We start from the raw sequence: 21,091 nt of genomic DNA, 5'->3' as shown, positions 1-21,091 counted from the left end.
CACTTGCCGCTCCCTTGACCGCATCGCCACGGATGCAGCGGCCACCAACGACGCCCGCGGCTGCTAGCCTAGTGCCCCCTCGCCGGGCCGCCGGCGCCGTCCAACGCAGCAGATTTCCGATCCATGAGCCAAGCCGAGCGGCCGCAGGAACACACGCCCCTGATGAAGCAGTTCTTCGCCGCGAAGGCGGAGCACCCGGACGTGCTGCTGTTCTTCCGCATGGGCGATTTCTACGAGCTGTTTTTCGACGACGCGCGCAAGGCTGCGCGGTTGCTGGACATCACGCTCACCCAGCGCGGCCAGTCGGCCGGCCAGCCGATCCCGATGGCCGGCGTGCCGCACCATTCGGCCGAGGGCTATCTCGCACGACTGGTGGCGCTGGGCGAATCGGTGGCGATCTGCGAACAGATCGGCGATCCCGCGCTCGCCAAGGGCATCGTCGAACGCAAGGTGGTGCGCATCGTCACGCCGGGCACGGTGACCGACGAAGCGCTGCTCAACGAACGTCGCGACACGCTGCTGCTCGCCGTCGCGCGCGGCAAGAACGGTTATGGCATCGCGTGGGCGGACCTGGCCGGCGGCCGCTTCCTCGTCAATGAAGTGGCGAACGAAGACGCGCTGGAAGCCGAAATCGCGCGCCTGGAACCGGCCGAAACGCTCATCGCCGACGAAGACGGCTGGCAGCCCTGGATCGCCGAACGCACCGGCGTGCGTCGCCGCGCGCCGTGGCTGTTCGATGCCGACGGCGGCCGTCGCCAGTTGCTTCGCTTCTTCAACCTGCACGACCTGTCGGGCTTCGGCCTCGAAGACAAGCCGCTGTCCACCGCCGCCGCGGCCGCACTGCTGGGCTATGTCGAGGAGACGCAGAAGCAGCGGTTGCCGCACCTGACGTCGATCGCGGTGGAATCCGGTGACGGCGCCATCGCGATGAACGCCGCCACGCGTCGTCACCTGGAACTCGACACGCGCGTCGACGGCGACACGCGCCACACGCTGCTCGGCATCCTGGATTCGACGATCACGCCGATGGGCGGCCGCCTGCTTCGCCGATGGCTGCATCGTCCGCTGCGCGATCGCAGCGTGCTGCGCCATCGCCAGCAGGCCGTCGCGACGCTGATCGAATCGCGCTGTGGCGATACGTTGCGCGAAAGCTTCCGCGCGCTCGGCGACCTGGAACGCATCCTGTCGCGCATCGCACTGCGCAGCGCGCGCCCACGCGATCTGTCGACGCTGCGCGATGGCCTCAACATGCTGCCCGACGTCCGCACGCTGCTCGCGCCGCTGGATTCGCCGTGCCTGGCCGAACTGGCCGCCGAACTGGGCGAACACGACGACCACGCGCACCTGCTGAAATCGGCGATCGTGCCACAGCCGCCGGTGCTGGCGCGCGACGGTGGCATCTTCGCCGAACGCTACGACGCGGAACTCGACGAGCTTCGTACGCTGTCGACCAACGCCGACCAGTTCCTCATCGACCTGGAAGCACGCGAGAAGGCCGCCACGGGCATCGCGACGCTGAAGGTCGGCTACAACCGTGTCCACGGTTACTACATCGAGATCAGCAAGGGCCAGTCCGACAAGGCGCCGACGCATTACACGCGGCGCCAGACGCTGACCGGCGCCGAGCGTTACATCACCGAGGAACTCAAGCAGTTCGAGGACAAGGTGCTCTCCGCGCGCGAACGCTCGCTCGCGCGCGAACGCCTGCTGTACGAACAGCTGCTCGATGCGCTGAACGAGCGCCTGCAGCCGCTCAAGCGCTGCGCCGCGGCACTGGCCGAACTGGACGTGCTCGCCTGTTTCGCCGAACGCGCGCAGTCGCTGGACTGGTCGCAGCCGCAACTGGTCGATGAGCCGGGCATCCGCATCGAACGCGGGCGCCATCCGGTCGTCGAGGCCGTGCGTAACGATCCGTTCGAGCCCAACGACCTGGTGCTCGACGAAAGCCGCCGGATGCTGGTGATCACCGGCCCGAACATGGGCGGTAAGTCCACCTACATGCGGCAGAACGCGCTGATCGTGCTGCTGGCGCACATCGGAAGTTTCGTGCCCGCCTCGCGCGCGGTGATCGGCCCGATCGACCGCATCCTCACGCGCATCGGTGCGGGCGATGACCTCGCGCGCGGGCAATCGACCTTCATGGTCGAAATGAGCGAGACCAGCTACATCCTGCATCACGCGACCAGCCAGTCGCTGGTGCTGATGGACGAGATCGGCCGCGGCACGTCCACCTACGACGGCCTTGCGCTGGCCGATGCGTGCGCGCGTCATCTCGCGCACCACAATCGCGCCTACACGCTGTTCGCCACGCACTACTTCGAACTCACGCGCCTGGCCGAACCCGGCAGCGGCATCGCGAACGTGCACCTGGATGCCGTCGAACACGGCGACCAGCTCGTCTTCATGCACGCGGTGAAGGACGGCCCGGCCGATCGCAGCTTCGGCCTGCAGGTCGCCGCGCTGGCCGGGTTGCCGAAGGCGGTCGTGCAGCAGGCGCGCGGTCGCCTTGCGGAACTGGAACAACAGAGCCGCGACGCGCCCACGCCGTCGCTCGCGCCGGTGGCGTTGGATGCACCGCAGCAATTCGGCCTGTTTGCGCCCTCCTCCGCCGCGCTGGACGCACTGGCTTCGATCGATCCGGACGACCTCACGCCGAAGCAGGCGCTGGAAGCGCTGTACCGCCTCAAGGCGCTGGGCTGATCGCGAGCGCACAACGCCCGCCGTCCGTCGGCGCACTGCTCTCTACCCACGCGGCGCCGGAAGGCGCCGTGTAACTTTGTGCCCTGCTCGAACGCGACGCCGACGTCCGCCCGCCGGGCGTCATTACGTTTTTGTTTTTCCGCTCACGTCGCAATAGCCGGCGCGTATCGGATCGTTCGATTCATTCGATTTCATCTGCTCACGCAACCTCACTAAGGTGTCGCCGAGGGGTTGCACGTCACGCACCCGCGTTGCAATGCGGGAAGGCTTCGGCACGCGCTCGCCCCAGCCATTCGTTGAACCTTCGCCGTTTGACGCACGACCCCAGGCCCGAACCCAGGAGAGAGCAGATGTCCCTCGAAACCAAGTGTCCTTTCAAACACACCGTCGGCGGCGGCCGCACCAATCGGGACTGGTGGCCGAACCAGCTCCGCGTCGACCTGCTCCACTACCACTCTTCCAAGTCCGACCCGATGGGCAAGGACTTCAACTACGCCGAAGAATTCAAGAAGCTCGACTACGAGGGCCTGAAGAAGGATCTCGCCGACCTGATGACCGACTCGCAGCCGTGGTGGCCGGCGGACTTCGGCCACTACGGCCCGCTCTTCATCCGCATGGCCTGGCACAGCGCGGGCACGTACCGCATCTTCGACGGCCGTGGCGGCGGCGGCCGCGGCCAGCAGCGCTTCGCACCGTTGAACAGCTGGCCGGACAACGTGAGCCTGGACAAGGCGCGTCGCCTGCTGTGGCCGATCAAGCAGAAGTACGGCCAGCAGATCTCGTGGGCCGACCTGATGATCCTTACCGGCAACGTCGCGCTGGAAACGATGGGCTTCAAGACCTTCGGTTTTGCCGGCGGTCGCGAGGACGTGTGGGAACCCGACCTGGACGTGTTCTGGGGCGAGGAGGAAGAGTGGCTCGGCGATCGCCGCTACTCGGGCGAACGCCAACTCGACAACCCGCTGGGCGCGGTGCAGATGGGCCTGATCTACGTCAATCCCGAAGGTCCGAACGGCAATCCCGATCCGAAGGCCGCCGCGCACGACATCCGCGAGACGTTCGCGCGCATGGCGATGAACGACGAGGAGACCGTCGCGCTCATCGCAGGTGGACACACCTTCGGCAAGACGCACGGCGCGGGTGATCCCAAGAGCGTCGGCGTCGATCCGGAGGGCGATGACATCGTCGCGCAGGGCCTGGGTTGGCACAGCACGCACGGCACCGGCATCGCGGGCGATGCGATCACCAGCGGCCTGGAAGTGACCTGGACCAGTTCGCCGACGCGCTGGAGCAGCAATTTCCTGTGGAACCTGTTCGGCTACGAGTGGGAACTCACCAAGAGCCCCGGCGGCGCGCACCAGTGGCAGCCCAAGGGTGGCGCGGGCGCGAACACCGTTCCGGACGCGCACGATCCGAACAAGCGCCGTGCCCCGGCGATGCTGACCACCGACATCGCGCTGCGTGAAGACCCGGCGTACGAGAAGATCTCGCGACGTTTCCTGGAGCGTCCGGACGAATTCGCCGACGCCTTCGCACGCGCGTGGTTCAAGCTCACGCATCGCGACATGGGGCCGCGTTCGCGCTACCTCGGTCCGGAAGTGCCGGCCGAGGAACTGATCTGGCAGGACCCGGTGCCGGCCGCCGAGCATCCGCTGATCGACGAAGCGGACGCGCAGGCGCTGAAGCAGAAGATCCTCGCCTCGGGCCTCACCGTGCCGGAGCTGGTGTCCACCGCGTGGGCGTCGGCATCCACGTTCCGCGGCTCCGACAAGCGCGGCGGCGCGAACGGCGCGCGCATCCGCCTGGCGCCGCAGAAGGACTGGGAGGTCAACCAGCCCGAGCGCCTGGCCAAGGTGCTGAACGTGCTCGAAGGCATCCAGTCCGAGTTCAACAGCGGCGGCAAGAAGGTGTCGCTGGCCGATCTCATCGTGCTGGCCGGCAACGCCGGCGTTGAAAAGGGCGCGAAGGCCGCCGGTCACGACGTCACCGTGCCGTTCGCGCCGGGCCGCACCGATGCGACGCAGGAACAGACCGACGTGGCCTCCTTCGCCGTGCTCGAACCGCACGCCGACGGCTTCCGCAATTACCTCAAGTACAAGACCGGGGTGTTGGCCGAATCGCAGCTCATCGACAAGGCGCAGCTGCTTACGCTGACCGGACCGGAAATGACGGTGCTCGTGGGTGGCCTGCGCGCGCTCGACACCAACTTCGGCCAGACGCCGCACGGCGTGTTCACCGATCGCCCCGGCACGCTGTCGAACGACTTCTTCGTGAACCTGTTGAGCATGGACACGGAGTGGAAGTCGACGACCGACAACGAGGCCGTGTTCCAGGGCTTCGATCGCAAGACCGGCGAGAAGAAGTGGACCGGCACCCGTGTTGATCTCATCTTCGGCTCGCACTCGCAGCTGCGTGCCTACGGTGAGGTGTATGCAACCAAGGGCTGCGGCCGCAAGTTCGTCGACGATTTCGTCGCCGCATGGACGAAGGTGATGAACCTCGACCGCTACGATCTGGCAGCCTGACGCCTAACGCGATGGACGAGCAAAGCCCGGCGGAATTCCGCCGGGCTTTTTTCGTTTCACGCTATCACGACGACTGAACGTCGCGGCGCTAGCATCAACGCCCCCACATCGAGTCGTCGCCATGAACACGCCGCTGACCAACGACCTGCTCGGCCAATTGCAGGGACAACCGCTGGCCGACATCAGCAACCAGCTCGGGTTGTCGCCTTCGCAGACGGAGAACGCCGTGTCGGCGGCCTTGCCGCTGCTGCTGGGCGCACTTGGCCGCAACGCGAGCCAGCCGCAGGGTGCCGAAGCGCTGTTCGGCGCGTTGCAGCGCGATCACGCCGGGCTCGATATCGGCAGCGTCCTGGGCTCGGTACTCGGCGGTGGTGGCCAGGGCGGTTCGATCCTCGGTCACGTGCTCGGCGGTCGCCAGCAGAACGCCGCGCAGGGATTGGGCGCCGCGACGGGCCTCGGACAGGGCCAGGCGAGTTCGCTGCTGCAGATGCTCGCACCGCTGGTGATGGCCTACCTCGCCAAGCGCATGTTCGCCGGCAACGCGGGCGACTCCGGTCTGGCTGCATCGCCGCAGCAACTGGGCGACGTGCTCGGCCAGGAGCGCCAGTCCATCGCGCAGCAGGGCGGCGTCGGCGGTTCGCTGATGGGCGCCGTGCTCGATCGCGATGGCGACGGCGATACGGATTTCTCCGATCTGATCGGACTGGCCGGATCGTTCCTGGGCGGCGGACGGCGCTGAACGTCGCGCGAGAACGCTTAGCGACTTACATCGCGTCGATGTCGCCCAACGCGCGGATGAGGCGACGCGCGCGTTTGTCTGGCTTGGTTTCCGGTGCACGGTAGCCGGTGCGCTCGGCGACGCGCAGCGCGCGCGCCGCTTCGCGCGCCTGGCGCGAGGCCTCGGTTTCCGCATACAGCGTCTGCGCGACGCTCGCCGGCCCGCGCGTGTCGCTCAGGCCGCGCACGTCGACTTCGAAGATTTCCTCGCCGCGCACGATGCGTAGCGCATCGTTCACGCGCACGGCGCGCGACGGCTTGGCGCGCTGGCCGCCGATCTCGATCTTGCCGGTGTCGATCGCGTGCTTGGCCAGCGATCGCGTCTTGAAGAAGCGTGCCGCCCACAACCACAGGTCCAGACGAACGGAAGGCACGGAAGAATCGGGTACGTCGTTCACTGCTCGGTCCGGTGAATGCCCGGCAAAGGGGTCCCGGGCTGTAAGCAATTATCGCAGGGTCGGTGTCATCGCCGCGCGTGGCGTCGGACATGGCGCGCCGTTCTCATCGACGGTGCTACCGTGCCGCCTCTTCACGTCGCGGAAGCCCACCCTCGCATGGCGCCCACCTCGCATAACCTCACCGAAGGCCCCATCGGCCGCAACCTGTTCGCCTTCGCCCTGCCGATCCTCGCCGGCAACATCGCCCAGTCGCTGAACGGCTCGGTGAACGCGGTCTGGGTCGGCCGCTTCCTCGGCGAGGAAGCCCTGACGGCGACGGCGAACGCGAACAACATCATGTTCTTCCTGATCGGTTCGGTGTTCGGCATCGGCATGGCGGCGACGATCCTGATCGCGCAGGCGATGGGCGCGCGCGACCTGACGCAGGCGCGCCGCGTAATGGGTACCAGCGCGACGTTCTTCATCGGCCTGTCGATCGTCATCGCGGCGGGCGGCCAATGGTTCTCGCGGCACCTGCTCGCGGCGATGGGAACGCCCGAAGCCTCGCTGCACCTGGCCGAGGATTACCTGCGCGTGATCTTCCTCGCGATGCCGGCGCTATACGCGTTCGCGTTCCTGTCGGCCGCCTTGCGCGGCGCGGGTGATGCGCGCACGCCGTTCCGCTTCCTGCTGGTCGCGGTGCTGCTCGACATCGTGCTCAATCCGGTGCTGATCTTCGGCATGGGGCCGTTCCCGAAGCTCGGCATCGCCGGCTCGGCATGGGCGACGCTCGTCGCGCAGACCACCACGCTCATCGCCCTGCTCTTCTACCTGCGCCACAAGCGCCACGTGCTGTGGCTCGGTCGCCAGGACGCGCGCTACTTCATCATCGACCGCACGATCCTGCGATCGCTCATCGTCAAGGGCGTGCCGATGGGCCTGCAGATGGTGCTGATCTCGCTGGCGATGATCGCCATGATGACGATGGTCAACCAGCACGGCACGCAGACCACCGCCGCGTATGGCGCCGCGTTGCAGCTTTGGACCTACGTGCAGATGCCGGCGATGGCGGTAGGGGCGGCGTGCTCGTCGATGGCGGCGCAGAACGTCGGCGCGCACCGCTGGGATCGCGTGTCGGCGACCGCGCGCGCGGGCGTGCTGATGAACTTCCTGATGACCGGCGCCCTGATCGTGCCGCTGATCGTGTTCGATCGCTGGACGCTGTCGCTGTTCCTGCCCGACGGCAGCAACGCGCTCGAGGTCGCGCGCCATCTCAACCACATCGCGGTGTCGTCGTTCCTCTTCTTCGGCGTGACGTTCGTGGTGTCGGGCGTCGTGCGTTCGACCGGCGCGGTCGTACCGCCACTGATCATCCTGGTGATCGCGCTGTGGGGCATCCGCGTGCCGTTCGCCGATTTCATGCAGCCGCGCATCGGCGTGGATGCGATCTGGTGGAGCTTCCCGATCAGCGCCCTGTGCTCGATGGTGATGGCGCTCGCGTACTACCGCTTCGGCGGATGGCGTAAGGCGCGGATGCTCGTGCCGGATCGCCACGAAGTCGCGTCGCCGGCGGAAGTTCCGGCAACGCCGCCCTCGCCCGTCGCCGATCCGAGTGCGGAACCGGACGACGCGCTGGCGCGTTGAGTCGTCAGATCGACACCCCGACTTCGGCCAGACGCTGGCGCAGGCGCGCGAGGTGGCTGCCGGGCCAGTAGATCTGTCCGCAGTCGCCGCATCGGCTGAGCGTGGCGCCGTGGCCGGAGAGCACGTTCGCTGGCACGTCGTTGCGCCCTTGTTTTTCGGGCTTCGGAGGCGTGGGATCGCGAATATCCGGCGGTGAAACGGGATCGCCCGTCGGCGGCGCGCGTCCGGGATCGCGGCGCTCCGGTTCGCCCGGATCGGGATCGCGGTGCTCGGGCTCACCCGGCGGCGGATCGCGTTCGTCGGGGTGGTCGCGATCGGGATCGTGTTCGTCTGGCGGCTGCGCCATCGACATCATATCCAGCGCTTCCACCTTCCCGTTGCAGCGCGCGCAACGCGTGAACGGCGCGACGCGTGAGTCGAGCTGGAAACGGTCGAGCACTTCGCGCAACTGGCGGCGCGGATCGGTCGCATGCAGGAACGCGCCATGCGTGACGGCCGAACGTTTGAGCAGCCCGGTATCGCGGCTGAGCAGGATGCGATGCTGCGCGCGCGAAATGCGCTCGAGTTCGTCGTCCTCGTAGTCGTTGCGATACAGCGTATCGAAGCCGAGCAGCCGCAGGTACGACGCCAGGCGCCCGAGGTGCACGTCGAGCACGAACCGCGGCTCGCGCAGCGGCGCGGGACGCAGGCGGTTGGCTTCGCCCAGCTCGAAGCGCTCGAACATCGGATACACCGCGACGCGTTCGCCGCCGGTGAGGCGATGCGAGAACGGAACCGGCTCGCCATCGACCAGGATCAGGTCGACCTCGGTGTGCGGCACGCCGAGCGATTCGATGCGGTCCTTCACCGACGGCGTGCCGTCGAAGGCGTGCACGAAACTGCGCTTGCGCCGCGCGGGCGCGAGGAAATCGCCGAGCTCCTCGTAGAAGCGGAACTCGCACGTCGATTGCGGACTGCGATGAAGCAGGCTGGCCACGTCGGCATCCGTCGCGCGATCACGCGATCGCATCGCGAACGCTACGCCGACGCGCGTGGGCATCGCGGGAAGAAGCGTTGCGCCCGGTTTCGAAGGCCGGAAACGACAACGGCCGCCCGGAGGCGGCCGCTGGTTCGACGCGGGCGCTGGGCCCGTCGCGCGAGGATTACTCGGCGGACTTGGCGTCGGTCTTGGCGTAGGCGGCCAGGTCTTCCTTGATGCGCGCCTTCTTGCCCTGCAGACCACGCAGGTAGTACAGCTTGCCCGCGCGCACCTTGCCGCGACGCTTCACGTCGACCGAGGCGATGGTGGCGCTGTGGGTCTGAAACACGCGCTCGACGCCGTAGCCGTGCGAGATCTTGCGCACGGTGAACGACGAGTTCAGGCCGGCGTTCTTGATGCCGATGACCACGCCTTCGTAGGCCTGGACGCGCTCGCGGTTGCCTTCCTTGACCTTCACGTTGACGACGACGGTGTCGCCCTGGCTGAAGGAAGGAAGCTGGCGCTGGATCTGCTCGGCTTCGAAGGTCTGGAGGAGCGTGTGGATGGAGGGCTTGTTCATGGCTTTGGCCTGTTGGAGTCGTTGTAGCGCGAGTGCACGTGGACCCGCGTCTGGCATGGGTGGAGCGAATGGAAGCCGCGGATTATAGCGGCTTTTTTTCTTGCGTGGCTAGGGGTTACAGCGTTCCGGGGGCGTTCTGGACGGGGTCCCGGGGCGTCTGCCCGGCCCCTTCGGCCTCCAGCGCGGCCCGGTAGGCAGCCAGGAGCTTGCGGTCGGCTTTCGACAGCGCCGCCTCGTCCAGCAGGTCCGGCCGGCGCTGCCAAGTCCGGCCCAGCGACTGCATCCGGCGCCACTTGGCGATTTCGGCGTGGTTGCCCGACATCAGCACCTCGGGAACCGTGCCGAATTCATGTTCGACCGGCCGGGTGTAATGCGGGCAGTCCAGCAGGCCGTCCTCGAAGCTGTCCTGCACCGCGGATTCGGCGTCGCCCAGCACGCCCTCGCGCAACCGGGCGACGGCGTCCACGATCACCGCCGCGGCCAGTTCGCCGCCGGACAGCACGTAGTCGCCGATGGAGATTTCCTCGTCGACCTCGGCCCGGATCAGCCGCTCGTCGATGCCTTCGTAGCGTCCGCACAGCAGGATGAGGCGCTCGCGGCCGGCGAGTTCACGCACCTTGGCCTGCGTCAGCGGCGCGCCTTGCGGGCTCATGTAGACGACCTTCGCCGGCGCCGGGTCGGCTTCGCGCGCGGCACGCAGGCTCGCGCGGAGCGGGTCGACCAGCATCACCATGCCGGGACCGCCGCCGAAGGGGCGATCGTCGACGCGGCGGTAATTCCCTTCCGCGTAATCGCGTGGATTGAAGCCGTGCACCGACAGCAGCCCGCGCTCGACCGCGCGCCCGACCACGCCGAACGCCGCGCATTGCGCGACGAAGTCCGGGAACAGGCTGACGATGTCGATGCGCATGGCGGCTTTCAGAAGTCCGGATCCCAGTCCACCGTCACCACGCCGGCGTCGAAATCCACCGACGTGACGTACTGCGGCTGGACGAAGGGAATCATGCGTTCGCGCTCGTCGTCGCGCGCGACCAGCACGTCGTTGGCACCCGTGGAAAACAGGTGCGAGATGGTGCCGAGCGCGACGCCTTCGATCGTGACCACGCGCAGGCCTTCGAGGTCGACCCAGTAGTACTCGCCCTCGCTCGGCGGCGGGAGCGCCGACCGCGGCACGTAGATTTCGGTGTTGCGCATCGCCTCGATGGCGTCGCGATCGGTGACGTGCGGGAAGCTGGCGACGGTGAACTTGCCGCTCTGCTTGCCGCGCACGCCACGCACTTCGGTCTCGTTGCCCTGCGCGTCGCGCAGGATCCAGGGCTGGTAGCGGAAGATCGCGTCGCGCGGTTCCGTCCAGGATTCCAGTTTTGCTTCGCCCCTGATGCCAAAAGCGCCGGAAATCCTGCCTAACAGGATCCGGCGCTCTTGGGATCCGGTGCGCTCCGAGGAGGCGCCCGTCATATCGATCTGGCCGCGCACGAAGCGCGGCCCGCGGATCAGGCGGCGGTCGCGGCCTTGGCCGCTTCCTTGTACAGCACGGCGACCTTGTCGGTCAGCTGCGCGCCGTTCTTGATCCAGTGCTGCACGCGCTCGACGTTGAGCTCCACGCGCTTCTCGGCGCCTTGGGCGACCGGGTTGTAGAAGCCCACGCGCTCGATGTTGCGGCCGTCACGGGCGTTGCGGCTGTCGGTGACGATGACGTGGTAGAAGGGACGCTTCTTGGCGCCGCCGCGAGCGAGACGAATCTTGACCATGGTTCGGTAGTTCCTGTGTTGCCCAGCTGCCGGAATGGCAGGGTAAGCCCGCAAGTATAAGGCATTGATCAGGATGGGGAAACCCCATCAATACAGCCCTCCCCAAGCCCCTAAGTTAGGGGGCGGTCCGCACCGCAGGTGCGGATGGGCGGGGTGTGGAGGCGCACTGGTTGGGGCCCAGGGTTTGCGAGGCAAACCCTGGGAGTTCCGGGCGAGGCCCGGAACTTACCGGAACGGCATCCCGCCCCGGGCACCCATCATGCCCTTCATGCCGCGCATCAGGCCCTTCATGCCGCCGCCGGCCAGCTTGGACATCATCTTTTCCATCTGCTGGTACTGCTTCATCAGCTTGTTGACGTCGGCCGGGGTCAGGCCGGCGCCCTTGGCGATGCGGGCGCGGCGCGAGCCGTTCAGCAGGCCCGGGTTGCGACGCTCCTTCCTGGTCATCGAATTGATGATCGCGACCATGCGCGGCACTTCCTTGCCGGTGACCTGGTTCTTCACCGAATCGGGGATCTGGCCCATGCCCGGCAGCTTGTCCATCAGGCCGTGGATGCCGCCCATGTTCTGCATCTGCTCGAGCTGGTCCTTCATGTCGTTCAGGTCGAACTTCTTGCCCTTTGCGACCTTCTCGGCGAGTTTCTGCGCCTTGTCCTTGTCGACCTGCGATTCGACCTGCTCGACCAGCGACAGCACATCGCCCATGTCGAGGATGCGGCTGGCGATGCGGTCGGGATGGAAGACGTCCAGGCCGTCGGGCTTCTCGCCCACGCCGATGAACTTGATCGGGCGCTGGGTGATGTAGCGCACGCTCAGCGCCGCGCCACCGCGGGCGTCGCCGTCGGTCTTGGTGAGCACCACGCCGGTCAACGGCAGCGCCTCGCCGAAATGCTTGGCGGTAACGGCCGCGTCCTGGCCGGTCATCGAGTCGACGACGAACAGCGTCTCGACCGGATTGACCGCGGCGTGCAGCGCCTTGATCTCGGCCATCATGGCTTCGTCGATGCTGGTGCGGCCGGCGGTGTCGACCAGCAGGACGTCGACGAAGGACTTCTTCGCGTCGTCGATGGCGGCCTTCACGATCGCTTCGGGCTTCTGGTCCGCGCTCGACGGGAAGAACAGCACGTCGACCTGCTGCGCGAGCGTCTTGAGCTGCTCGATCGCCGCCGGGCGGTACACGTCGGCGGACACCACCATCACCTTCTTCTTGCGCTTTTCCTTCAGGTGCTTGGCGAGCTTGCCGACGGTGGTCGTCTTGCCCGCGCCCTGCAGGCCGGCCATCAGGATGACCGCCGGCGCCGGCACATTGAGGTTCAGGTCGGCAGCCTGCGAACCCATGACGGCCGTCATTTCGTCGCGCACGACCTTGATCAGCGCCTGGCCCGGCGTGAGCGACTTCAGCACCTCCTGGCCGACCGCACGCACCTTGATGCGCTCGATCAGCGCCTGCACCACCGGCAGCGCGACGTCGGCCTCCAGCAGGGCGATGCGCACCTCGCGCAGCGACTCGCGGATGTTCTCTTCGGTCAGGCGGCCGCGGCCGCGCAGGCGCTCGATGGTGCCGGAAAGGCGCTGGGTCAGGGATTCGAACATGCGGACGCGACCTGGTCGAAGCAGAAAACGGGGGGCGAAGTATAGCCCTTCGACAACTGCGACCCGGTGCGCAACCGGCCCCATGCGGTTCGTCTCGCCGCTGTGCGACACTGCCTCGATGACAATCGTTCTCATCGCCATCGCCCTGTACCTGGTCGCGACCGCCCTGCTCATCGGCGGTGTGCGGCAGGAACCGACGCGCCCGTCGCGCCTGTGGCTGCTGCCGGCGGTGGGCGGGGTGGCGCTGCACGCGCTCGCGCATCTGCTCGCCTGGCACGCCAGCGGCGGCGCGGACATGCACTTCTACGCGGCGCTCTCGCTGGTCGCGCTGGGCATGGCGGCGCTCACCGCGCTGGTCGGCGCGGGCGGGCGGATGGCGGCCCTGGGCGTGATCGTGTTCCCGATCGCCGCGCTGGCGCTGTTCGGTTACCACCACCACGGCCACGTGCTGGGCGAGCGCCTGGACTGGCGCCTGCAACTCCACGCGTGGATGGCGCTGCTCGCCTACGCGACGCTGGCGATCGCCGCCTTGCTGGCGGTGATGCTGTGGGCGCAGGAGCGCGCACTGCGTCGGCGCGAATTCCATCGCTGGCTGCGTGCCCTGCCCCCGCTGGTCGAACTGGAAACCCTGCTGTTCCGGACCATCGCGGTCGGATTCGCGCTGCTCACCGCGACCTTGCTGACGGGCCTGCTGTTCGTGGAAAACCTTTTCGCCCAGCACCTGGTGCACAAGACCGTGCTCAGCGTCCTGTCGTGGCTGCTGTTCGGCGGCCTGCTGGCCGGTCGCTGGCGCTACGGCTGGCGCGGGGCGGTCGCCGTCCGCTGGACGCTTACGGCGATGGCGCTGCTGATCCTGGCCTTCTTCGGCAGCAAGTTCGTCCTCGAACTCGTCCTTCGCCGCCCGGCATAAGGCCCTGCTGTCGACGCCAGGACACATGCGTCGCATCCCAACGACAAGCCATCCCCGCTTATGGACAAGCAAGCCCGCGTGACTCCCGATCGCCTCACGTTCCTCGATTCGCTTCGTGGGCTCGCCGCGATTTACGTGGTGCTGTACCACATCCTCGCGATGCCCGCCCCGCCGCTGCATGCCGGTCCGATCCTTGGTCCGATCGTCTCCCTGGGTGGTTCAGGCGTGGCGCTCTTCTTCGTGATCAGCGCGTTCTCCCTGTGCTACACGATGCCGCGCCACCAGAACTCGGGGCTGCCGCTCGTCTCGTTCTACACGCACCGCGTGTTTCGCATCGCTCCGCTGTTCTTCGTCCTGCTCGCGTTCTCGCTGTGGCGCGACGGCCGTGGCGCGAATGCCGGCCACGGCATCGGAGAGACCGCCGCCAACCTCACGTTCACCTTCAACCTGTTCGACGGGTGGCAGGAAGGAATCGTCTGGGCCAGCTGGGCGGTCGGCGTCGAGATGCTCTTCTATGCGGTATTTCCGCTGTTCTTCGCGTCCATACGAAACGCGTTCAGTGCGCTCGTCCTGTGCGTCGCATCCACCGCGCTCGCGCTGGCCGTGCAGCACGGACTCACCGGAGAGCTCCAGGAACGCCTGATCGGGCCGTTCGGCCTGCTGCGGCACCTGCCCGTGTTTGCGTTGGGGATCCTTTCGTACCACCTGTATGGCCCGCTGCAGCATCTGGCGGAGAGGGGCAAGGCGCTTGCGGCCCTGGCCTTCGTGGGCGCAAGCGCGATCGCGGGAGCCTGCCTGGCGTTGGCCCTGCGAAGCGGGTTCGTGGGATCGATGGAAACCTGGATCGCGATGGGCGCGATCTACGCGATGCTCCTGTTGGCCCTTGCGATGGCTCCGTGGCGGGTCCTGGTCAACCGCGCGACGCGCTACCTCGGAACGATCAGCTACTCGGTGTACCTGGGTCACCCGATCGTAGTGGCAGCCCTGATCCCGGTATTTCGCCGCGTCGAGGAGGCGATCGGGAGCGCCTCCGTCTCGTACTTGGCCTGCGCCGCGTTGACGCTTGCCGCGACGCTTCCGCTCGCGGGGGTTTCGTTCAGGTTTGTGGAGAAGCCAGGTATCCGGTTGGGAAAGCGCTTCGTGGATCGCCTCCGTTCCACGCGAGGGACACCATTGGCGGTCGCCCCCAGCGATCCGTAGTCAAGCCGGCCGGTTTCCATTGCTGAAACAATATTTGCATTGACAAATATTGCCCGGGCGAAGAAGATGCGCCGCATGTCCGCATCCCGTTCCCTCGCCCCCTGCAGCGGCTCGACGCTCGGCCTGCTTTTCCGGCAGGTCCGCGACGCCATGTGGTCGCGCATGGAGCACGAACTGGCCGCCGCCGGCCATGAGCTCACCTTCAGCCAGTACATCGCGCTGAAGAAGCTGTCCGACGGGCCGCACGGCGTCACCGACCTTGCCCGCGCCGCCGAGCTCAATCCCGGCGCGATGACCCGCCTGCTCGACAAGCTCGAAGCCCGAGGCCTGCTCGCGCGTGAGGCCGATCCGGCCGATCGCCGCGCGGTGAACATCCAGCTCACCGAAGCCGGCCGCGCGATGTGGCTCGACGTGAACCAGTGCGGCCAGCGCGTGCGCGAGCGCGCGATGCACGGCATGAGCGACGCCGAACGCGAGCAGCTCACGCGGATGCTCGAACAGGTCCGCGACAACCTTTCCCTTTCCGACACCTGACCATGGCCCATTCCTTTCCTCGCCCGCTCCGCGGGCTGAAGCCCGTGTCCCTGCAGGCGACGTCGACGCTGGCGGTCGCGCTGGCGAGCGTGCTGGTTCTGGCCGGCTGCGCGAGTTCGCGCGGCCTCGCGCCGGAGGGCCAGCTGCTCGATGCCGACAGCCTGCAGACGCAACGCTCTCTGTCCGATGCGACCGTGTCTCCGGCGGCGTTTCCCACGCAGGACTGGTGGACCTCGCTCGGCGATGCGCAGCTCGATTCGCTGATCGCCGAAGCCCTGCAGGGCACGCCGAGCCTCGCCGCCGCCGACGCGCGCGTTCGCCAGGCCGTCGCGCAGGCGGGCCTGGCCGATGCGGCGCGCAAGCCCACGCTCAGCGGCAGCGCGCAGTACGTCGGCGTGCAGCTACCCGAAACCCTCGCGGCGCCGCCGCTCGGCGGGTCCTACACGGACATCGCCATGCTGGGCCTGACGTTCAACTACACGTTCGATCTGTGGGGCGGCGAGAAAGCCAAGTGGCTGGCCGCCGTCGGGCAGACGCATGCGGCGGAAATCGAAGCGCAGGCCGCCCGGCTGACGCTGTCGTCGAACATCGCGCGTGCCTACGTCTCGCTCGCGCAGGCGTTCGATGCGAACGACGTGGCGAAGGCCGACTTCCAGCGCGCTAGCGGACTGCTCGACCTTGGCCGCCAGCGCGTCGCCGCCGGCCTCGACAACCAGTTGCAGATCCACAACGCCGAAAGCGCAGTGGCGAGCGCGCAGCAGCAGATCCAGGCGAGCGAACACGAGATCGAAGTCACGCGCAACGCGCTCGCCGCGCTGCTGGGCAAGGGTCCGGACCGCGGTCGCGATATCGCGCGCCCGACGATCCTGCAGGCGTCCACGCCGAGCGTGCCGTCAGTGCTGCCCAGCGAACTGCTCGGCCATCGTCCCGACGTCGTCGCCGCACGGTGGCGCGTGGAAGCCGCGCAGCACGGCATCAAGGCGAGCAAGGCCGCGTTCTATCCGAGCATCAACCTCGTCGCCTTGCCCGCACTGGCCGTCGGTGCCGGCGACCTGGGCGACATCTTCAGCGGCGATGCACTGCAATTGCTCGGTGGCGCGGCGCTGAACCTGCCGATCTTCGACGGCGGTCGCCTGCGCAACAACCTCGCCAGCAGCGATGCGAGCTACGACCTCGCCGTGGCGAACTACAACCAGTCGCTGGTCGCCGCGCTGCGCGAAGTCGCCGATGCCGTGCATTCGGCGCGCTCGCTCGATGCGCAGATCGCCTCGGCGACGCGAGCGCGCGATGCCGCGCGCAGTGCGTGGGACATCGCCACGCAGCGCTACAAGGCGGGCCTGGGCACGCAGCTCGACGTACTGGCCGCGCAGCGTCCGCTGCTCGACAGCGATCGCCAGCTCACCGTGCTTCGCGCGCAGCGGCTGGCCGCTTCCATCGACCTCGACCGCGCGCTCGGCGGCGGCTTGGTCCTGACCTCCCCGACGACTTCCGAATCCGACATCGCCAAGGCCTCCACGCCATGACCACCGAACCCAATCCGAACGCGAAGGCCGCGGCCACGCCCGCGCCGCAGTCCAACGGCAAGCGCAGGAAGGCGCTGACGATCCTCGCCGCCGTCGCGGTGCTGGCCGGCATCGGCTGGACGACGTACTACCTCACCGTCGCGCGCTTCCACGAAGACACCGATGACGCGTATGTGCAGGGCAACGTGGTCAGCATCGTCCCGCAGACGCAGGGCACGGTGGTGAGCATCGACGCCGACGACGGCATGAAGGTCGAAGCCGGCCAGCCGCTCGTGCATCTGGACCCGAACGATGCGCAGGTCGCCTACGACCAGGCCGTCGCCAATCTCGCCAACACGGTGCGCCAGGTGCGCGGTCTCTACAGCGCGGTGGATGCCGGCGCCGCCGATCTCGCGGCACGGCAGGCGCAGGTCGCGCGAGCGCGCGCCGACCTGAAGCGTCGCGAAGGCCTCGTCGGCAACGGTGCGGTGTCGGCCGAAGAACTCGCCCACGCACGCAACGAACTGGCCGTGCTCGAAGCCGGCCTGCGTGCATCCAGCGGCAACCTGTCGCGCAATCGCGCGCTGGTGGACGCGACCGACGTCGGCACGCAGCCGCAGGTCGCCGCGGCCGCATCGCAGCTGCGCCAGGCGTACCTCAACCTGCAGCGCACGGCCATCGTCGCGCCGGTGTCGGGTTACGTCGCCAAGCGCCAGGTGCAGCTGGGCCAGCGCGTGCAGCCGGGCGTGAACCTGATGACCATCGTCCCGCTGGAACAGCTGTGGGTCGAGGCGAACTTCAAGGAAACGCAGCTGGCGAAGATGCGCATCGGCCAGCCGGTGAAGGTGCACGCCGACCTGTACGGCGGCGACGTCGAATACGACGCCCGGATCGCCGCGCTCGGCATGGGCACGGGCAGCGCGTTCTCGCTGCTGCCGGCGCAGAACGCCAGCGGCAACTGGATCAAGATCGTGCAGCGCGTGCCGGTGCGCATCGAAGTCGAGCCGAAGCAGTTGGCCGAACATCCGCTGCGCCTGGGCCTGAGCATGGCGGTGGACGTCACCGTGCGCGACCAGGACGGCCCGGTGCTCGCCGCGCCGCGCAAGGACGACAAGCCGCTGTTCACCACGGCCGCGTACGAGAAACAGCTCAACGATGCGAACGCGCTGATCGACAAGGTCATCCGCGAGAACCTGCCGGGCACGCGCCACGGTTGAGGCGCGCGTACCGCCTGTAACGAACGCGTCGGAGCGAACGCTTCGACGCAACGCGACACCGCTCCATGATTCACGTCTTTGCCGTCATCCCCGCGAATGCGGGGGCCTGTAGACCGATCCCTCCCCCGAACGTCGCAGGATTCCCGCCATCGCGGGAATGACGGCCCTTCTTCCCACGACGCGACCTCAATGTCGCGTCGCACACCTCGGACGACGCCATGTCCACCATCGCGCAACAGGAAGAGGAAATGGGCCTGCCGGTCACGCCGGAGCCGCCCAGGTCCGCCTTCCGTCCGCCCAACATCGCGTTGACGACCGTCGGCCTGGCGCTGGCGTCGTTCATGCAGGTGCTCGACACCACCATCGCCAACGTCTCGCTGCCGACCATCTCCGGCAACCTCGGCGCGAGCGCGAACCAGGCGACGTGGGTCATCACGTCCTTTGCGGTGAGCAACGCCATCGCGCTGCCGCTCACGGGCTTCCTCACGCGCCGCTTCGGCGAACGCAAGCTGTTCACGTGGGCGACGCTCGCCTTCGTGATCGCCTCGCTGCTGTGCGGCCTGGCCAACTCGATGGGCCTGCTGGTCGCCGCGCGTGCGCTGCAGGGCTTCGTCGCCGGCCCGATGTATCCGGTCACGCAGGCGCTGCTGATCTCGATCTATCCACCGCAGAAACGCGGGCAGGCGATCGCGCTGCTGGCGATGGTGACCGTCGTGGCACCCATCGCGGGCCCGATCCTCGGTGGCTGGATCACCGACAACTACAGCTGGGAGTGGATCTTCTTCATCAACGTTCCCATCGGCATCTTCGCCAGCATCGTCGTCGGACGGCAGCTGAAGGGCCGTCCGGAACGCCTTGAACGTCCGAAGATGGATTACATCGGCCTGGCCACGCTGGTGCTGGGCGTGGGCGCGCTGCAGATCATGCTCGACCTGGGCAACGACGAAGACTGGTTCAACTCGACCAAGATCGTGTGGCTGACGGTCATCGCGGTGGCCGCGCTTGCGGTGTTCGTCATCTGGGAACTCACCGAGAAGGATCCGATCGTCAACCTGCGCCTGTTCCGCCACCGCAACTTCGCCAGCGGCACCGCGGCGATGGTGATGGCGTACTCGGCGTTCTTCAGCGTCGGCCTGCTCGTGCCGCTGTGGTTGCAGCGCAACCTCGGCTATACGTCGATATGGGCGGGTTTCGCCAGTGCGCCCATCGGCATCCTGCCCGTCCTGCTCACGCCGCTGGTAGGCAAGTACGCATCGAAGTTCGACCTTCGCATGCTGGCGACGTTCGCCTTCGTGGTGATGGCGGCCACCAGCTTCTACCGCTCCGGATTCACGCTCGACGTGGACTTCGCGCGCGTGGCCGAAGTGCAGCTGTGGCAAGGCCTGGGCGTGGCGCTGTTCTTCATGCCGGTGCTGACGATATTGCTGTCGGACCTGGAACCGCACGAGATCGCCGCCGGTTCCGGTCTTGCGACCTTCGTGCGCACGCTGGGCGGCAGTTTCGCGGCCTCGCTGACGACGTGGGCCTGGAACCAGCGCAGCACGATCCACCACGCGCGACTGACCGAGAACATCAGCGCCTACGATCCGGCGATGCAGCAGACGGTGACCTCGCTGGGCCAGGGCGACGTGCAACGCGGCGCGCTGGTGCTCAACCAGATGATCTCGCAGCAGGCGGTGCAGATCGGCTTCAACGAGATCTTCCACCTGCTGGGCATCCTGTTCCTGGTGGTGATCGTGTTCGTGTGGTTCGCCAAGCCGCCGTTCACGGCGAAGATGGGCGGCGGCGCAGCGGCGGGCGGTCACTGACGGCACGCTGCGTCGAATGCATGCAAGCAGGAAGGGGCCGGGAAACCGGCCCTTTCCCTTTCCGGGGCCGCCTGCACGCGCGCAGTGCGTTCTAACGGGCAACGGATCGCGCCGATGCCCCGATGCCCCACTACGTCCTTACCCTCTCCTGCCCGGATCGTCCGGGCATCGTCAACGCGGTCACCGGCCACCTGCTGCGGTACGAGGGCAACATCCTCGAAGCGCAGCAGTACAACGATCGCGAAACCGACCGCTTCTTCATGCGCACCGTGTTCGCGCTCGCGCCGGAATCGCTGGCGCAGGTGCGCGCCGGCTTCGACACGCTCGCACGCGCGTTCCGCATGGAATGGTCGCTGCGCGATCGCGGTGAACCGCGCCGCGTGATGTTGCTGGCATCGAAGTTCGACCACTGCCTCGCCGACGTCCTGTACCGCTGGCGCATCGGCGAATTGCCGATGGCGATCACCGCCGTGGTCGCCAACCATCCGCGCGACACGTACCGGCACCTGGATTTCGACGGCATCCCGTTCCATCACCTTCCCGTCGAGAAGGGCCGCAAGCACGAGCAGGAAGCCGCGCTCGCCGCATTGATCGAGGAAACTGGCACCGAGCTGGTCGTGCTCGCGCGCTACATGCAGGTGCTGTCGGCGGAGCTGGCGCGCACGCTCGCCGGGCGCTGCATCAACATCCACCACTCGTTCCTGCCGGGCTTCAAGGGCGCGCGGCCGTACCACCAGGCGCACGCGCGCGGGGTGAAGCTGATCGGCGCGACGGCGCACTTCGTCACCGCGGACCTCGACGAAGGCCCGATCATCGAACAGGACACGCAGCGCGTGAGCCATCACGACACGCCCGACGACCTCATCCGCATCGGCCGCGACATCGAACGGCGCGTGCTCGCGCAGGCGCTGCGTTACTGGCTCGACGACCGCATCCTGCTCAACGGCCATCGCACGGTGGTGTTCGCGGTGTGAACTGAATGCGTGTTCGCCACGCGCACACATCCCGCGCGTAA

General features: G+C 67.5%; 18 protein-coding genes. 11 read left to right on the top strand and 7 right to left on the bottom strand.

Annotated elements, in window-relative coordinates; genetic code table 11:
- Positions 1-123 precede the first annotated feature (123 nt).
- The 3 genes from mutS to GOY17_RS06585 all read left to right on the top strand — a co-directional run bounded on the left by mutS (position 124) and on the right by GOY17_RS06585 (position 5,964).
- Entirely contained in the window at positions 124-2,700 is a 2,577-nt protein-coding gene (mutS, locus tag GOY17_RS06595) for a DNA mismatch repair protein MutS (protein ID WP_198173833.1), read from the top strand.
- Between the two features lie 350 nt (positions 2,701-3,050).
- On the top strand, positions 3,051-5,225 hold the full coding sequence (gene katG, locus GOY17_RS06590) for a catalase/peroxidase HPI (RefSeq protein ID WP_157029774.1): 2,175 nt from the start codon (positions 3,051-3,053) through the stop codon (positions 5,223-5,225).
- 121 nt (positions 5,226-5,346) lie between these two features.
- Entirely contained in the window at positions 5,347-5,964 is a 618-nt protein-coding gene (locus tag GOY17_RS06585) for a DUF937 domain-containing protein (protein WP_157029773.1), read from the top strand.
- Positions 5,965-5,989: 25 nt separating this feature from the next.
- Here the strand turns inward: GOY17_RS06585 and GOY17_RS06580 are convergent, their stop codons facing one another.
- Positions 5,990-6,376 (bottom strand): Hsp15 family ribosome-associated heat shock protein, encoded by a 387-nt coding sequence (locus tag GOY17_RS06580; RefSeq protein WP_115841030.1) that lies wholly within the window; start codon positions 6,374-6,376, stop codon positions 5,990-5,992.
- Between the two features lie 180 nt (positions 6,377-6,556).
- On the opposite strand from GOY17_RS06580, the gene GOY17_RS06575 reads away from it, so the two are divergent.
- Positions 6,557-8,023, top strand: a complete 1,467-nt coding sequence (locus GOY17_RS06575; RefSeq protein ID WP_157029772.1) for an MATE family efflux transporter — start codon at positions 6,557-6,559, stop codon at positions 8,021-8,023.
- A gap of 4 nt (positions 8,024-8,027) precedes the next feature.
- Here the strand turns inward: GOY17_RS06575 and GOY17_RS18745 are convergent, their stop codons facing one another.
- From GOY17_RS18745 to ffh, 6 genes are all read right to left on the bottom strand, one after another.
- Positions 8,028-8,999: a Mut7-C RNAse domain-containing protein gene (locus tag GOY17_RS18745; protein ID WP_198173831.1), complete on the bottom strand. Its 972-nt coding sequence runs from the start codon at positions 8,997-8,999 to the stop codon at positions 8,028-8,030.
- Positions 9,000-9,165: 166 nt separating this feature from the next.
- Positions 9,166-9,561, bottom strand: coding sequence for a 50S ribosomal protein L19 (gene rplS, locus GOY17_RS06560; protein WP_115840762.1), 396 nt, complete (start codon positions 9,559-9,561; stop codon positions 9,166-9,168).
- 115 nt (positions 9,562-9,676) lie between these two features.
- Positions 9,677-10,471 carry a tRNA (guanosine(37)-N1)-methyltransferase TrmD gene (gene trmD, locus GOY17_RS06555; protein ID WP_157029771.1) on the bottom strand — a complete coding sequence of 265 codons (795 nt, stop codon included), beginning with the start codon at positions 10,469-10,471 and terminating at the stop codon, positions 9,677-9,679.
- A gap of 8 nt (positions 10,472-10,479) precedes the next feature.
- A complete protein-coding gene (rimM, locus tag GOY17_RS06550; protein WP_157029770.1) occupies positions 10,480-11,019 on the bottom strand; it encodes a ribosome maturation factor RimM in 540 nt (179 codons plus the stop codon).
- A gap of 35 nt (positions 11,020-11,054) precedes the next feature.
- Positions 11,055-11,312, bottom strand: coding sequence for a 30S ribosomal protein S16 (gene rpsP, locus GOY17_RS06545; RefSeq protein WP_115840765.1), 258 nt, complete (start codon positions 11,310-11,312; stop codon positions 11,055-11,057).
- A 225-nt stretch (positions 11,313-11,537) separates the two neighbouring features.
- On the bottom strand, positions 11,538-12,905 hold the full coding sequence (gene ffh, locus GOY17_RS06540; protein ID WP_157029769.1) for a signal recognition particle protein: 1,368 nt from the start codon (positions 12,903-12,905) through the stop codon (positions 11,538-11,540).
- 118 nt (positions 12,906-13,023) lie between these two features.
- Here ffh and GOY17_RS06535 point away from each other — a divergent pair, with 118 nt between their 5' ends.
- From GOY17_RS06535 to purU, 7 genes are all read left to right on the top strand, one after another.
- On the top strand, positions 13,024-13,815 hold the full coding sequence (locus GOY17_RS06535; protein ID WP_157029768.1) for a cytochrome C assembly family protein: 792 nt from the start codon (positions 13,024-13,026) through the stop codon (positions 13,813-13,815).
- Positions 13,816-13,875: 60 nt separating this feature from the next.
- Positions 13,876-15,015 carry an acyltransferase family protein gene (locus GOY17_RS06530; protein ID WP_157029767.1) on the top strand — a complete coding sequence of 380 codons (1,140 nt, stop codon included), beginning with the start codon at positions 13,876-13,878 and terminating at the stop codon, positions 15,013-15,015.
- Positions 15,016-15,090: 75 nt separating this feature from the next.
- On the top strand, positions 15,091-15,549 hold the full coding sequence (locus GOY17_RS06525) for a MarR family winged helix-turn-helix transcriptional regulator (RefSeq protein WP_115840767.1): 459 nt from the start codon (positions 15,091-15,093) through the stop codon (positions 15,547-15,549).
- A gap of 35 nt (positions 15,550-15,584) precedes the next feature.
- The gene (locus tag GOY17_RS06520) at positions 15,585-17,072 is read left to right on the top strand and encodes an efflux transporter outer membrane subunit (protein ID WP_425482301.1); all 1,488 of its coding nucleotides are present in this window, start codon (positions 15,585-15,587) and stop codon (positions 17,070-17,072) included.
- On the top strand, positions 17,069-18,268 hold the full coding sequence (locus tag GOY17_RS06515) for an HlyD family secretion protein (RefSeq protein WP_157029765.1): 1,200 nt from the start codon (positions 17,069-17,071) through the stop codon (positions 18,266-18,268). The genes GOY17_RS06520 and GOY17_RS06515 overlap by 4 nt, the downstream gene beginning before the upstream one ends.
- A gap of 248 nt (positions 18,269-18,516) precedes the next feature.
- Complete coding sequence (locus GOY17_RS06510; protein ID WP_232338590.1) at positions 18,517-20,076, top strand: DHA2 family efflux MFS transporter permease subunit; 1,560 nt, start codon at positions 18,517-18,519, stop codon at positions 20,074-20,076.
- A gap of 122 nt (positions 20,077-20,198) precedes the next feature.
- The gene (purU, locus tag GOY17_RS06505; protein ID WP_157029763.1) at positions 20,199-21,050 is read left to right on the top strand and encodes a formyltetrahydrofolate deformylase; all 852 of its coding nucleotides are present in this window, start codon (positions 20,199-20,201) and stop codon (positions 21,048-21,050) included.
- Positions 21,051-21,091: the final 41 nt, after the last annotated feature.

The sequence above is a fragment of the Lysobacter soli genome, assembly GCF_009755585.1.
Lineage (GTDB): Bacteria > Pseudomonadota > Gammaproteobacteria > Xanthomonadales > Xanthomonadaceae > Lysobacter_J > Lysobacter_J soli.
Note: the sequence above shows the minus strand (reverse complement) of the source record. Positions and strands in the feature narration are given on the sequence as shown.

Bases quoted from the DNA above. Each gene is read 5' to 3' on its own strand.
- rimM (WP_157029770.1), bottom strand. From the start codon at position 11,019: ATGACGGGCGCCTCCTCGGAGCGCACCGGATCCCAAGAGCGCCGGATC.
- GOY17_RS06515 (WP_157029765.1), top strand. From the start codon at position 17,069: ATGACCACCGAACCCAATCCGAACGCGAAGGCCGCGGCCACGCCCGCG.
- GOY17_RS06530 (WP_157029767.1), top strand. From the start codon at position 13,876: ATGGACAAGCAAGCCCGCGTGACTCCCGATCGCCTCACGTTCCTCGAT.
- rplS (WP_115840762.1), bottom strand. From the start codon at position 9,561: ATGAACAAGCCCTCCATCCACACGCTCCTCCAGACCTTCGAAGCCGAG.
- rpsP (WP_115840765.1), bottom strand. From the start codon at position 11,312: ATGGTCAAGATTCGTCTCGCTCGCGGCGGCGCCAAGAAGCGTCCCTTC.
- GOY17_RS06525 (WP_115840767.1), top strand. From the start codon at position 15,091: ATGTCCGCATCCCGTTCCCTCGCCCCCTGCAGCGGCTCGACGCTCGGC.
- purU (WP_157029763.1), top strand. From the start codon at position 20,199: ATGCCCCACTACGTCCTTACCCTCTCCTGCCCGGATCGTCCGGGCATC.
- trmD (WP_157029771.1), bottom strand. From the start codon at position 10,471: ATGCGCATCGACATCGTCAGCCTGTTCCCGGACTTCGTCGCGCAATGC.
- GOY17_RS06575 (WP_157029772.1), top strand. From the start codon at position 6,557: ATGGCGCCCACCTCGCATAACCTCACCGAAGGCCCCATCGGCCGCAAC.
- mutS (WP_198173833.1), top strand. From the start codon at position 124: ATGAGCCAAGCCGAGCGGCCGCAGGAACACACGCCCCTGATGAAGCAG.
- GOY17_RS06585 (WP_157029773.1), top strand. From the start codon at position 5,347: ATGAACACGCCGCTGACCAACGACCTGCTCGGCCAATTGCAGGGACAA.
- ffh (WP_157029769.1), bottom strand. From the start codon at position 12,905: ATGTTCGAATCCCTGACCCAGCGCCTTTCCGGCACCATCGAGCGCCTG.
- GOY17_RS06510 (WP_232338590.1), top strand. From the start codon at position 18,517: ATGGGCCTGCCGGTCACGCCGGAGCCGCCCAGGTCCGCCTTCCGTCCG.
- katG (WP_157029774.1), top strand. From the start codon at position 3,051: ATGTCCCTCGAAACCAAGTGTCCTTTCAAACACACCGTCGGCGGCGGC.
- GOY17_RS06535 (WP_157029768.1), top strand. From the start codon at position 13,024: ATGACAATCGTTCTCATCGCCATCGCCCTGTACCTGGTCGCGACCGCC.